This is a genomic window from Paraburkholderia adhaesiva, assembly GCF_021390575.1.
Lineage (GTDB): Bacteria > Pseudomonadota > Gammaproteobacteria > Burkholderiales > Burkholderiaceae > Paraburkholderia > Paraburkholderia adhaesiva.
Genome location: NZ_JAJEJQ010000001.1, coordinates 2,995,059 through 3,008,137, shown reverse-complemented (window position 1 = coordinate 3,008,137; position 13,079 = coordinate 2,995,059). Strand labels below are relative to the sequence as shown.

The 13,079-nt window shown below is 64.7% G+C and carries 13 protein-coding genes and 1 riboswitch; of the genes, 12 read left to right on the top strand and 1 reads right to left on the bottom strand.

The genetic code is table 11. The features are described 5' to 3' along the window. The first annotated feature begins 7 nt into the window (after window positions 1-7). Together L0U80_RS13655 and thpR are read left to right on the top strand one after the other, a co-directional pair. A complete protein-coding gene (locus tag L0U80_RS13655; protein ID WP_233864897.1) occupies window positions 8-1,474 on the top strand; it encodes a glutamate synthase subunit beta in 1,467 nt (488 codons plus the stop codon). 227 nt (window positions 1,475-1,701) lie between these two features. Beyond that, complete coding sequence (gene thpR / locus L0U80_RS13650) at window positions 1,702-2,256, top strand: RNA 2',3'-cyclic phosphodiesterase (RefSeq protein ID WP_233864895.1); 555 nt, start codon at window positions 1,702-1,704, stop codon at window positions 2,254-2,256. Window positions 2,257-2,702: 446 nt separating this feature from the next. Here the strand turns inward: thpR and L0U80_RS13645 are convergent, their stop codons facing one another. Next, window positions 2,703-4,454: an ABC transporter ATP-binding protein/permease gene (locus tag L0U80_RS13645; protein ID WP_233864893.1), complete on the bottom strand. Its 1,752-nt coding sequence runs from the start codon at window positions 4,452-4,454 to the stop codon at window positions 2,703-2,705. A gap of 244 nt (window positions 4,455-4,698) precedes the next feature. Next, window positions 4,699-4,813, top strand: a riboswitch (TPP riboswitch). 235 nt (window positions 4,814-5,048) lie between these two features. Between L0U80_RS13645 and L0U80_RS13640 the strand changes: the two genes are divergently transcribed. The 10 genes from L0U80_RS13640 (at window position 5,049) to L0U80_RS13595 (ending at window position 12,870) form a co-directional block, all read left to right on the top strand. Further along, window positions 5,049-6,191 (top strand): FAD-dependent oxidoreductase, encoded by a 1,143-nt coding sequence (locus tag L0U80_RS13640; protein ID WP_233864891.1) that lies wholly within the window; start codon window positions 5,049-5,051, stop codon window positions 6,189-6,191. 37 nt (window positions 6,192-6,228) lie between these two features. After that, a complete protein-coding gene (gene thiS, locus L0U80_RS13635; RefSeq protein WP_233864889.1) occupies window positions 6,229-6,426 on the top strand; it encodes a sulfur carrier protein ThiS in 198 nt (65 codons plus the stop codon). Between the two features lie 35 nt (window positions 6,427-6,461). Next, window positions 6,462-7,274 carry a thiazole synthase gene (locus tag L0U80_RS13630; protein ID WP_233864887.1) on the top strand — a complete coding sequence of 271 codons (813 nt, stop codon included), beginning with the start codon at window positions 6,462-6,464 and terminating at the stop codon, window positions 7,272-7,274. Continuing rightward, on the top strand, window positions 7,274-8,386 hold the full coding sequence (gene thiE, locus L0U80_RS13625) for a thiamine phosphate synthase (RefSeq protein WP_233864885.1): 1,113 nt from the start codon (window positions 7,274-7,276) through the stop codon (window positions 8,384-8,386). The genes L0U80_RS13630 and thiE overlap by 1 nt, the downstream gene beginning before the upstream one ends. 172 nt (window positions 8,387-8,558) lie before the next feature. Continuing rightward, window positions 8,559-9,380, top strand: coding sequence for an ABC transporter ATP-binding protein (locus tag L0U80_RS13620; protein ID WP_233864883.1), 822 nt, complete (start codon window positions 8,559-8,561; stop codon window positions 9,378-9,380). Next, window positions 9,377-10,153, top strand: a complete 777-nt coding sequence (mlaE, locus tag L0U80_RS13615) for a lipid asymmetry maintenance ABC transporter permease subunit MlaE (protein WP_233864881.1) — start codon at window positions 9,377-9,379, stop codon at window positions 10,151-10,153. The genes L0U80_RS13620 and mlaE overlap by 4 nt, the downstream gene beginning before the upstream one ends. A gap of 77 nt (window positions 10,154-10,230) precedes the next feature. After that, window positions 10,231-10,776 (top strand): outer membrane lipid asymmetry maintenance protein MlaD, encoded by a 546-nt coding sequence (gene mlaD, locus L0U80_RS13610; RefSeq protein ID WP_233864880.1) that lies wholly within the window; start codon window positions 10,231-10,233, stop codon window positions 10,774-10,776. An 11-nt stretch (window positions 10,777-10,787) separates the two neighbouring features. Beyond that, a complete protein-coding gene (locus L0U80_RS13605) occupies window positions 10,788-11,813 on the top strand; it encodes an MlaA family lipoprotein (RefSeq protein WP_233864879.1) in 1,026 nt (341 codons plus the stop codon). Window positions 11,814-11,971: 158 nt separating this feature from the next. Beyond that, window positions 11,972-12,601 carry an MlaC/ttg2D family ABC transporter substrate-binding protein gene (locus L0U80_RS13600; protein WP_233864878.1) on the top strand — a complete coding sequence of 210 codons (630 nt, stop codon included), beginning with the start codon at window positions 11,972-11,974 and terminating at the stop codon, window positions 12,599-12,601. Continuing rightward, window positions 12,598-12,870, top strand: a complete 273-nt coding sequence (locus L0U80_RS13595; RefSeq protein ID WP_233864877.1) for an STAS domain-containing protein — start codon at window positions 12,598-12,600, stop codon at window positions 12,868-12,870. The genes L0U80_RS13600 and L0U80_RS13595 overlap by 4 nt, the downstream gene beginning before the upstream one ends. Window positions 12,871-13,079: the final 209 nt, after the last annotated feature.

Here is a 13,079-nt window from a genome sequence, read left to right as displayed (position 1 = left end):
GAACCATATGGGTAAGGCAACCGGTTTTCTCGAGTACGAGCGCCAGCATGAGGCGTACGAAGCACCGCTTACGCGGGTGAAGCACTACAAGGAGTTCGTGGCGGCGCTGTCCGACGCGGACGCGAAGCTCCAGGGCGCGCGTTGCATGGACTGCGGTATTCCGTTCTGCAACAACGGCTGCCCGGTCAACAACATCATTCCTGACTTCAACGATCTGGTGTTCCGCCAGGACTGGAAGTCGGCGATCGAGGTGCTGCACTCGACGAACAACTTCCCCGAGTTCACGGGCCGCATCTGCCCGGCGCCGTGCGAAGCGGCGTGCACGCTCGGCATCAACAACGACCCGGTCGGCATCAAGTCGATCGAGCACGCGATCATCGACAAGGCCTGGTCCGAAGGCTGGGTCGCGCCGCAGGTTGCGAAGCAGAAGACGGGCAAGAAAGTTGCCGTCGTGGGCTCGGGCCCCGCGGGCCTCGCTGCCGCGCAGCAACTCGCGCGCGCCGGCCACGACGTGACGGTGTTCGAAAAGAACGACCGCATTGGTGGCCTGCTGCGCTACGGCATTCCCGACTTCAAGCTGGAGAAGTGGCTGATCGATCGCCGCATGCGCCAGATGGAAGCCGAGGGCGTGACGTTCCGCGCCAACGTGTTCGTCGGCAAGGGCGAACTGCCGGAGTACATCGGCAACACCGCCAAGGAAACCGTCACGCCGGAAGAACTGAAGGAACAGTTCGACGCCGTGGTGATCGCAGGCGGTTCGGAAACGCCGCGCGATCTGCCGGTGCCGGGTCGCGAGCTGCAGGGCATCCACTACGCGATGGATTTCCTGCCGCAGCAAAACAAGGTCAACGCGGGTGACAAGGTTGCCGACCAGCTCGTCGCGAAGGGCAAGCAGGTCATCGTGATCGGCGGCGGTGATACGGGTTCCGACTGCGTCGGCACCTCGAACCGTCACGGCGCGAAGAGCGTCACGCAGTTCGAACTGCTGCCGCAGCCGCCCGAGGAAGAGAACAAGCCGCTCGTGTGGCCGTACTGGCCGATCAAGCTGCGCACTTCGTCGTCGCACGAAGAAGGCTGCGAGCGCGACTGGTCGGTCGCGACGAAGCGCTTTGAGGGCAAGAACGGCAAGGTCGAAAAGCTCATCGCCGCGCGCGTCGAGTGGAAGGACGGCAAGATGGTCGAAGTGCCGGGTTCGGAGTTCGAAATGAAGGCCGACCTCGTGCTGCTCGCTATGGGTTTCACGCAGCCGGTGTCACCGGTGCTCGAAGCGTTCGGCGTCGACAAGGATGCGCGCGGCAACGTGCGCGCTTCGACTGAAGGCGAGAAGGCTTACTACACGTCCGTCGACAAGGTCTTCACCGCCGGTGACATGCGCCGTGGTCAGTCGCTCGTTGTCTGGGCGATTCGCGAAGGGCGTCAGTGCGCGCGTTCGGTCGATGCGTATCTGATGGGGAGTTCGGAGCTGCCGCGTTGAGTTAGCGGTAGCGCCGGAGTAAGGGCGGAAGCTCTAACTCCGGCCGACAGCTAAAGCGCTAACTCCAGCCGACACACCGCAGACTGCGGTTTGCGAGAGAAAAACGGGTCACCCTTGGGTGGCCCGTTTTTTTCGTCCGGCTTCGCGGGGTCGCTGCGTGGTTCGCGGGCAGTTGTCGCCTTAGGCGTTACCATGGCACGAACTGTTCGACCGATCCCGCTCCGATCATGTCCGAAGCCCCGAATCTCGATTCGTGGAAGCGCTGCTTCATCGCGCTAGCGCCCGACGCGGCGTCGCGCGACGCGCTCGCAGCGCTCGACATCCCGCCCAACGCGCGGCGGGTGCCGTATGAACAGTTGCATCTGACGGTTGCGTTCATTGGCGTGCTGCCTGGCGACGCCGGCGAAATGCTTGCGCGCCGCCTGCGGGACCACGCCGTGCAGATCCCGCCTGCACCGGTCACGAAGATCGAGTGCTGGCCGGGCCGCGCGCATCCGCGCTTGATGGTGGCTGCTCTGGAGATGTCCGACGCTTTCGTCGCGCTTGATTGGCGAGTGCGTTCGCTGATGTTTGAGGCGGGTTTGCCGCTCGATGCACGCGCGTTTCGTCCGCACGTCACGCTTGCGCGATTCGCACGCGACGCGACGTCGGCGACGCTTGTCTGTGACCCGCACACGCTGCCGCCGCTGCGCTTTACGTCGCTCGTGCTGTATTCGAGTACGCTTGCTCGCCAGGGAGCGCGCTACGACGCGCTAGCGAGTGTGGCGCTGGACGGAGCGTGAATCGTTAATGCACGCTGCGTGGGACTAGCGTCAGCGCTAGAAGACCGACTCCGATCGACGGCTTTGCATGGAGCCAGAGTAAGTGCGCTGCATTGGGCCGGAGTAAGCGCCAAAGCGCCAACTCTTATCGACAGCTTTGCATAGGACCAGAGTAAGCGCGCTGCATTCGGCCGGAGTAAGTGCTAAAACGCCAACTCCGGCCAACAAGCTAAAGCACTAACTCTGATCGACAACTCTGCATGGGACCAGAGTAAGTGCTCTGCATGGGGCTGGAGTAAGCGCTAAAGCGCCAACTCCAGCCGACAGCTAAAGCGCTAACTCTGATCGACAGCTTTGCATGGGATCAGAGTAAGTGCTCTGCATGGGGCTGGAGTAAGCGCTAAAGCGCCAACTCCAGCCGACAGCTCAAGCACTAACTCTGATCGACACACGACCGCCGTCCGCGCTCAAGCCGCGATCCGCTCTTCCGGCATCCGCTCGATATCGAGCGTCTCATCATGGAAAGCCGCAAGCGACTCGCGATGCGCCACGCTCACGATCGCCGCCTTCGGCAGCCGGTCGTCGAAGAGCTTGTACAGCCGGTTTTCATTGTCAGGATCAAGGGCGCTAGTCGCTTCGTCGAGGAACAGATAGTCGGGCTTGTGAAGCAGCACGCGCGCGCCCGCAAGCCGCTGCTGCTCGCCCGGCGAGAGTACGCGCGTCCAGTGCGCCGACTCGCCCAACCGGTCCGCGTACTCTTCGAGGCGGCACGCGCGCAGCGCCTCACGGCACTCATCGTCGCTGTATTCGCCCGGTGCGGACGGATACGTGAGCGCCGCCTTGAGCGTGCCGATCGGCAGATAGCTCTGCTGCGGGATGAACATCATGCGTGCATCGACGGGCGCATCGATCGAACCTTCGCCGAAAGGCCACAGGCCCGCGAGTGCACGCATCAGCGTGCTCTTGCCCGCGCCCGAGGGACCGCGCACGAGCCAGCGCGAACCCGGTTTGATGGCGATGTCGCGTACTTCGGAGAGCGGTTCGCCGTTGGGCAGCGAGAGCACCAGGTGCTCGGTCGAGAGCGCGTTGGCATCGACGAAATGCAGGTTGATGCCGCCGTGTTCGGTCGCGCGCGAGACGCTTTCCTTCAGGCGCGGCGCGTGGACCACGCGCTCGAATTCACGCAGACGGTTGACCGTGGCGCGCCATTCGACCAGCGTCGCGTAATTGTCGATGAACCACGAGAACGAAGCGCTGACGGTGCCGAATGCGTCCGCGATCTGCGTAACCACGCCGAACGTAAATGCACCGGCGAAATAGCGCGGCGCTGCGACCACGAGCGGAAAGATGATGGCGACCTGACCGTAGAAGTTCTGCACGAAGGTGAGCCGCCGTGTGTACTTCATCACGCGCGTCCAGTTATCGCGGATGTGCTGGAACAGACCTCGCGCGTTGGCTTGCTCGGTTTCCATGCCGTCGTAAAGCGCGATTTGCTCTGCGTTTTCGCGCAGGCGAATGAGGCCGAAGCGGAAATCGGCTTCGACGCGCTGTTGCTGATAGTTGATCGACACAAGCGGGTGATTCACTTTGTGAATGATGAATGACCCGAAGATGGCGTACAGCGCGGCGACCCAGACCATGTAGCCGGGAATGCTGATCGCGTGCCCGGCCAATGTAAACGACAGAGCGCCGGAGACGGTCCACAGGATGGTGATGAACGAGAACAGCGTGACGACCGTGGACAAAAGATCAAGCGTGAGCGTGAGCGTGCTGTTTGCGAACGATTGCAGGTCGTCGCTGATCCGCTGGTCTGGGTTGTCGGCGAGACGGTCTCGCTCGATGCGATAAAAGGCGCCGTCGCGCAGCCACTCACCGAGGAAGCGTGTGGTGAGCCACTGACGCCAACGGAATGCGAGCATCTGGCGCAGATAACGCCCATAGACCGCAAGGAAGATGTAGGCGAACGCGTAGCCCGTGAAGATCAGCAACAAGTGCTGGAACTGTGCCGCTTGCTTACCCTGGAGCGCGTTAAAAAAATCGCGGTTCCAGAAGTTGAGCCGCACGTTAATCCACACGATGAGCAGATTGATCGCAACGATTGCGATGAGCAGCGCCAGGGCGACCCAGCGTTCTTCGGAAACCCAATAGGGCTTGATCAGGCTCCAGGCCGAGATCCGTTCCTGCTGGTCCGGCGTGGAGCGGGAAGAAAGGTTCGTCATGTGTGTTCCGATGTGTGGTCCGGCCATCGGCCGATGGTGCGAGCGTGCTGCGCGGAGCGCTGGCGCTCCGATTCTGTCGCGGGCTGCTTAAGTGCAGCTTAATCGCGCGGCCCATTGTCTCACTGGCGCGGGGCGCGATGCATGGTGCCGTTGCCAGGAATTTTGCCAGGGGCGCGCGCCGCACACCGTGCGTGAGCGCCCGCCGAGGTTTGCGGCGCCAGCGGCTTTTGTGGTCTAATGTCCGCTGACGAAACAGGGGTGCTACGCCCGACATGCGGTGCATGTTGCGGCGAGGCTGAGAGAGACCCTTTGCACCCGATCCGGGTAATACCGGCGCGGGAAGTTTCAGGAAAGCATTACTGGAGTTATCTTCAGTTTCCCGCTGGGCAAGTGTATGGGACCGCTGTCCCGTTTGTCTTTATTGCACTGTCCAGCCGGCCATGCCGGCCGGTTTCGTCCTTAGGTACGTCTGCAACTACCGTACGGAAAGGATACGATGACCGCCTATTCTTCAGTTCATTCAGTTCGTCCAGTGTCCGGCGCGTGCTTTACCGCGTCGTGCGTCCTTGCGTCTGCTCGCGTCGGAGTCTCGTCATGACTGGCGCACGCGCTACCTCCACAACGCCCGATTTCGCCGTCCTCGGTGGGGGCTTGAGCGGGCGCCTCGTCGCCTGGCGGCTCGCGGGCGCGGGCCATCGCGTCGCGCTCTACGAGAGCGGAGGACCCGATGGAGCCAACTCCGCGGCCTGGGTCGCGGCCGCGATGCTCGCGCCGCTCGCCGAGGCTGCCGTCGCCGAATTGCTCATCACCGAACTCGGCGTCGCGTCGCTCGACAGCTGGCCGCGCATTCTCGCGGAGCTGCCCGAGCCGGTCTACTTCCAGCGCAACGGCACGCTCGTGGTCTGGCATCAGGCCGACCGCACGGAGGCGCCGCTTTTCGAGCGCCGCGTGCGCGCGAACGCACCGCACTGGCTCGCCGACGACGGCTTCGTGCCGCTCGCGGGCGCGCAACTCGACGCAGCGGAGCCGGCGCTCGCAGGACGTTTCTCTCGCGGCTGGCTGCTGCAAGGCGACGGCCAGCTCGACAACCGTCAGGCACTGCGCGCGCTGGCGGCCGGACTCGCACAGCGGGGCGTCGAAACGCACTGGAATACGACCGTCGACGATGCCGATCTGCCGCGCGCACGCGTGACGATCGACTGCCGCGGACTCGGTGCGAAATCCGCGCTGCCCACGCTGCGTGGCATTCGCGGCGAGGTCGCCCGCGTGCATGCACCCGGTATCGGGATCACGCGGCCCGTGCGCATTCTGCATCCGAGGTATCCGCTCTATGTCGCGCCGAAACAGGACGATGTCTTCGTGATCGGCGCGACCGAGATCGAAGGCGAGGACAGGTCGCCGGTGAGCGTGCGCTCCGCGCTCGAATTGATGAGTGCCTTGTTCGCGGTGCATCCGGCGTTCGGCGAGGCGCGCGTCCTCGAACTGGCGACGAATTGCCGTCCGACGCTGCCCGATCATCGCCCCGCGCTGATCTGGGATGGCGCGCAGACGTTGCGCCTGAACGGCCTCTACCGTCACGGCTTCATGATTGCGCCCGAAGTGGCCGATGAGGCGGTGCGCTGCGCTCAGGCACTCTTCGATGGCCGCGTCACCGATGCGGATGCCTTCGAGACGCTACGCCGCGATTCGCGCTGGAGCGACATGCTTCATTTGCAGGGCACGCGCGAGCACGCCTGAAAGCGCGAGTAACCAGCCACACGTAACAAGTATCGACATGGACATACACGTCAACCAGAAGCTGCTCACGCTGCCCGATGGCGCAACGGTCGCCGACGCGCTCACCGCGTACGGTGCGCGACCGCCTTTCGCCGTTGCGTTGAACGGCAATTTCGTCGCGCGCGCCCAGCAAGGCGCGCGCGCACTCCAGGCGGGCGACCGCATCGATATCGTGAGTCCGGTGGCGGGCGGTTGACCAGTCGCCCCACACCTGCCAGGGATCTAACTACCATGACTATTCCTTCGACCGCCGACGCGCTCACGCTCTACGGCGAAACCTTCGCCAGCCGCGTGCTGCTGGGCACGTCGCGTTACCCGTCGCTGCAGTCGCTTTCCGACTCGATCGCAGCGGCGGGCCCCGGCATGATTACCGTCGCGCTACGCCGCCAGATGAACGACGGCACGGCCGCCGCGGGCTTCTTCGAACTGCTCAAGCGCCACGGCGTGCCGCTCTTGCCGAACACAGCAGGTTGCCTCACCGTCAACGAAGCAGTGACCACGGCGCACATGGCACGCGAGGTCTTCGAAACCGACTGGATCAAGCTCGAACTGATCGGCGACGACTACACGCTGCAACCCGATCCGGTTGGCCTGATCGAAGCCGCCGGGCGCCTCGTGCGCGATGGTTTCAAGGTGCTGCCGTATTGCACTGAGGACCTCGTGATCGGCCGTCGCCTGCTCGACGCCGGCTGCGAGGTGTTGATGCCGTGGGGCGCGCCCATCGGCACCGGCAAGGGCGTGATCAATCCGTACGGCCTGCGCGTGCTGCGCGAGCGTCTGCCCGACGTGCCGCTCATCGTCGATGCGGGGCTCGGCTTGCCGTCGCATGCGGCGCAGGTGATGGAGTGGGGCTTCGACGGCGTGCTGATCAACACAGCGGTGTCGCAGGCCACACACCCTGACGCGATGGCGCGCGCGTTCGCGCTTGGCGTCGAGGCGGGCCGGGCCGCGTATCTCGCGGGGCCGATGACCGAGCGCGATGCGGCGGTGGCAAGCACGCCGGTCGTGGGCATGCCCTTCTGGCATCAAGACGGAGGCAGCTGATGACCGAAACCTTGCGATTGCAGGACCGCGAACTCTTCTGGCCGCCTGCCGATGAACTCGTCGCTGCGGCTGAACGCATCCGCGCGCGCCTCGGCGACTGGCCGCCGACGCACGCACCGTGGCGCATCTGCCTGACGCCGCCCGATGCGCCGAACGGCGGCGACCTGATCATCGTGACCGACGCCGCACCGCACCTCGCGAACATCGCGCGCTGGATGCTCGACGGCGCGGGCGTGATCGAAGCGGCAATGGACGCGGGGCACGGTCGCGCGACGCTGCATCTCGGCGGCGTGCGCTACGCGCTCGAGGGCGAACTGGCGGAAGACTGGATCCCCGCGCTGGCGGCGTTCCTCGACTGCGGATTCGACCCGCACGACGCACTCGTGTTGGCGCTCGCCTGGCGCGATGGTGACGAAGCGCGCGAAGACGCCTGGCCTGTCGACATCTCGCGCTTCCCGCGCGTGCTCGGCTTGCCGGATGCGCCCGCGCAGCCGTTCGCGCCGTGTCCCGCGAAGCTCGGCCTGTACCCGGTGTTGCCCACGGCGGACTGGGTCGAACGCGTGCTCGACTACGGCGCGAAGACGGTGCAGTTGCGCAGCAAGCAGCCGAAGTCGCCCGCACTGGTGCGCGAAATAGAACGTTGTGTTGCGGCAGGACGCCAGCATGCCGACTCGCGCGTGTTCATCAACGATCACTGGCGCGAGGCGCTCGCGGCGGGCGCTTATGGCGTGCATCTCGGCCAGGAGGACCTGCGCGAGGCGGATCTCGACGCGCTGGCGGCCGCGGGCATGCGACTCGGTCTTTCGTCGCACGGCTACTTCGAAATGCTCACGGCGCTGCACTTCCGTCCGAGCTACGTCGCGCTCGGCGCGGTGTTCCCGACGACGACCAAGGCCATGCCGACCGCGCCGCAAGGTCTGGCGCGCCTCGCACGCTACGTGAAGCTGTTTGACGGCGTCGCGCCGATGGTGGCGATCGGCGGTATCGACATGGCGGTCTTGCCGCAGGTGCTCGCGACTGGGGTGGGCTGCGCGGCGGTGGTGCGCGCGGTCACCGAGGCCGCCGACCCGGCTGCAGCAGTCGCTGCGTTGCAGCAGGCGTTTACGCAATAATCGGCCCAAGGCCGGACGGTTGCACCGCGTGCGCAACCGTCCTGTCGAGGGGCCGCTTGCGCTACATCAGGCGCTATGCCGCCGTCTAGCATATTGGGACGGGGCGCATCACGGCGGCTTTTTCACGATGGCCCTATAATCCGGCCTTCGTGTAAATAGACTGTCAGATCACGTGCCATCATCCACCGATACCCTGCTGGAACTGCGCGATGTCGATTTCGGCTACGGCGACAGGCTCGTCCTGTCCGGCCTGAACATGCGCTTTGCGCGTGGTCAGGTGGTGGCGGTCATGGGCGGTTCGGGCTGCGGCAAGACGACCGTGCTGCGCCTGATCGGCGGTCTCGTGCGTGCGCGTCGCGGCGAGGTGCTGTTTCAGGGCAAGGATGTCGGCGCACAGACGCGCGAGGGGCTCTACGCGCTGCGCCGGAAGATGGGGATGCTGTTCCAGTTCGGCGCGCTCTTTACCGACATGTCGGTGTTCGAGAACGTCGCTTTCGCGCTGCGCGAGCACACCGATCTCCCCGAAGAACTGATCCGCGACCTCGTGCTCATGAAGCTCAATGCGGTCGGGCTGCGCGGTGCACGTGATCTCGCGCCGTCGGAAGTCTCGGGCGGCATGGCGCGTCGCGTCGCGCTCGCGCGTGCCATCGCGCTCGACCCCGAACTCATGATGTACGACGAGCCGTTCGCAGGCCTCGATCCCATTTCGCTCGGCATCACGGCGAACCTCATTCGCACGCTCAACGACGCGCTGGGTGCAACGTCGATCCTCGTTACGCACGACGTGCCCGAATCGTTCGCGATCGCTGATTACGTCTACTTCCTCGCTAACGGGAAGGTGCACGCGCAGGGCACGCCTGACGAACTGCGCGCCTCGACGGACCCGACGGTGCGCCAGTTCATCGACGGCGCGCCCGACGGTCCGTTCCACTTTCACTACCCGACGAATGTGCCGCTCGCCGCGGACTTCGGCGTGGGCGGAGGCCGTTCATGATCGGCGCAATCAGTTCGCTCGGGCGCGCCGTGATCGAGCAGGTCACGCGCGCTGGTCACGCGGCACGTTTCTTCATGCGCCTCGTGCTGGAATTTTTTCCGCTCCTGCGCCGCCCGCGGCTTGTCACGAAGCAGATCCACTTCGTCGGTAATTATTCGTTGCTGATCATTGCCGTATCGGGGCTTTTCGTCGGTTTCGTGCTCGGCCTGCAGGGCTATTACACGCTGAACCGCTACGGCTCCGAGCAGGCGCTCGGTTTGCTCGTCGCACTTTCACTCGTGCGCGAACTCGGGCCGGTCGTGACCGCGCTCCTGTTCGCGGGCCGCGCGGGCACGTCGCTCACCGCCGAAATCGGTCTCATGAAGGCTGGCGAGCAACTCACCGCGATGGAAATGATGGCCGTCGATCCGGTGCGCGTCGTGGTCGCGCCGCGCATGTGGGCCGGCGTGATCGCCATGCCGATCCTCGCGGCTATCTTCAGCGCGGTTGGTATTCTCGGCGGCTACGTCGTGGGCGTGCTGCTGATCGGTGTCGATGCCGGCGCATTCTGGTCGCAGATGCAAGGCGGCGTGGACGTCTGGGCCGACGTGGGCAACGGTGTGATCAAGAGCATCGTGTTCGGTTTCGCCGTGACGTTCACCGCGCTCTACCAGGGCTACGAGGCCAAGCCGACACCGGAAGGGGTCTCGCGCGCGACGACGAAGACGGTCGTGTACGCGTCGCTCGCGGTGCTCGGCCTCGACTTCCTGCTTACCGCACTGATGTTTAGCTAGGGCCCGGCGTTTCGCCAGGTCCGGCCGCATGGCCGGCGTTATCGGTGGCATGGCCGCCGCGAAGAATTCTGATTGGGATGACGATGAAAAAGACTGCTCTCGACTTCTGGGTCGGCCTGTTCGTGGTGTTGGGCTTCATCGCGCTGCTGTTTCTCGCGCTGAAGGCCGGCAACATGAGCTCGCTGTCGTTCCAGTCGACCTATCCGGTGAAGCTCAAGTTCGACAACGTCGGTGGCCTCAAGCCGCGCGCGGCCGTCAAGAGCGCGGGCGTGACGGTGGGCCGTGTGGCGTCGATCGGCTTCGACACCAACACCTTCCAGGCGCTGGTGACGATCAATATCGACCAGCAATACCAGTTTCCGAAGGACACCTCGGCGAAGATCCTGACCTCGGGGCTGCTCGGCGAGCAGTACATCGGTCTCGAGCCCGGCGGCGACACCGAGGTGCTCAAGGCGGGCGACACCATTGCGATGACGCAGTCGGCGATCGTGCTCGAGAACCTGATCGGCCAGTTCCTCTATAGCAAGGCGGCCGATTCGGGTGCGGCCAAACCGGCGAACGGCCAGGGCGCCGCGCCTGAGCCGGCGAGCCCGGCGGCAGCCTCGGGCGCGGCCGGCAAATAAGGAGAACGACGATGACCACAATGCGCATGCGCGCTGCCGCGATTGGGGTCGCGGCGTTTGCGATGGCGGGGTGCGCGACGGTGCAGACGCCGTCGAAGGAAGATCCGTGGGAAGGCTTCAACCGCACGGTTTTCAAGTTCAACGACACGGTCGACCAATACGCGATCAAGCCGGTCGCGCAGGGCTATGTGAAGGTGACGCCGCAGCCCGTGCGTGACAGCATCACGAACTTCTTCTCGAACATCGGCGACGTTTACAACGTCGCGAACAACCTGCTGCAGTTGAAGATCGCCGATGGCGTGCAGGACATCATGCGGATCGTCATCAACACGGTCTTCGGTGTCGGCGGCCTGTTCGACGTGGCGACGCTCGCGAATCTCCCGAAGCACAATCAGGATCTGGGCCTGACGCTCGGTCACTACGGTGTGCCGGCCGGTCCATTCCTCGTGCTGCCGCTCTTCGGGCCGAGCACGGTGCGCGACGCTATCGGTACGGGCGGCAACTATTTCATCAATCCGCTCACTTACGTGAATCCAGCAGCGGCCAGTTGGGGTCTGTACGGCCTGAACCTGACGAGCACACGCGCGAACCTGCTCGGTGCGACCGACCTGCTCGAAGGCGCCGCAATCGACAAGTATTCGTTCGTGCGCAACGCCTATCTGCAGCGCCGCCGCTATCTGCTGTCCGATGGGCGGAGCGGTGCGACGTCGAATCTGCCGGACTACGGCGAAGGCGCGCCGCCGCCGAACTACGAAGACGTGGAGCAGGGCACGGCCGCGGCACCGGCTGCGTCGGGTGCGGCCGCCACGGCTCCAGCCACTGCCCCTGCCGCGGCCTCGGCTGCGCAGGGCGCGGCTGGCATGGCGCCTGCGTATCCGGGAGGCGAGCCGGCACCGCTCGTCGGTCCGGCTGGTGCGACCGGAGCGACGGGTGCCGCTGCGCCGCAGGGCGCCTCGGGCCCTGGCTCGACGACTGTCCCGGCGGACCAGATGGTCCCGCCCGCGCGTTTCGGCTACCCGGCGCTGCGTCTGCGCTGAGGCAATGACCGGACGTATTTGTCAGACGAAGTATTGGCAGTAACAAGCAGAAACGCTTGTCTCGGAATCGTCGCAGTTTAAGGGTGGAGCCCGATTGAACTCGCGTGATATCGTTGGCGTCCAACGGGGTGCTTCCTTCCCAGCTTGCAGGACTTGATATGAAAAAATTCTTTCTGTTTCCGCTTTTCGCCATGTTTTTTGCGCTGACCGGTGTCGCGTCGGCCCAGTCGGTGGACACGAGCAATCCGGACGCGCTGATCAAGGCCGTCACGCAGCAGGTGATGGACCAGATTCGCAACGACAAGACGATCCAGACGGGCGACATCAGCAGGATCACGCAACTCGTGAATGAAAAGATCCTGCCGTACACGGACTTCCGCCGCACGACGCAACTCGCGATGGGTCGCAACTGGCGCGCAGCGACGCCCGAACAGCAGACGCAGGTCATCGAGCAGTTCAAGACGCTTCTGATCCGCACGTACTCGGGCGCGCTCGCCCAGGTGCGCAACCAGCAGATCGACTACAAGCCGTTCCGCGCGAACCCGGACGACACCGACGTCGTCGTGCGTTCGGTCGTGATGAACAACGGCCAGCCGATCGAACTCGACTACCGTCTGTACAAGACGCCGCAAGGCTGGCGCGTGTATGACATCAACGTGCTCGGCGCGTGGCTGATCCAGGCGTACCAGCAGCAGTTCCAGGAAAAGATCCAGCAGGGCGGCGTGGATGGCCTGATCCAGTTCCTCACGCAACGCAACCAGCAACTCGCGTCGGGCAAGACCTCGTGAGCGCGAGCTTCGACACCGGAACCACACTGACTCACGAGAGCGCGAATGGCGTGCTCTCGGCGGGTCTCGCGCGGATCGCGGCCGGCGCCACTGCCGTCGATTGCGCGCCGCTCGCGCAATTCGATTCGTCGGCGCTTGCTGTGCTGATCGCCTGGCAGCGCGCCGCCCGCGAACGCGGTGGCCAGCTCGACGTCCTCAATCTGCCTCCCAAGCTCGCGAGTCTCGCGCACGCTTACGGCGTCGATCCGCTCCTCTTCGAGCGACATTGACGCGCGGCGGCCTTCCCCACGGTTTGCACGGGCCCGCCGCCGCTCATCCCCCCTCAGGCCAGGTCGAGCCTCACGACTTTGCCCTATAATCAACCGTTTTTTGGGCTTTGCCGCCGGATTTCCGGTGGCGCGGACAGCGACACGAGCTGCCCCCAATTCCGGACTTCCCCGCAGCATAGATGCACTTTTCGGCCGCACCGCGTTCAGAC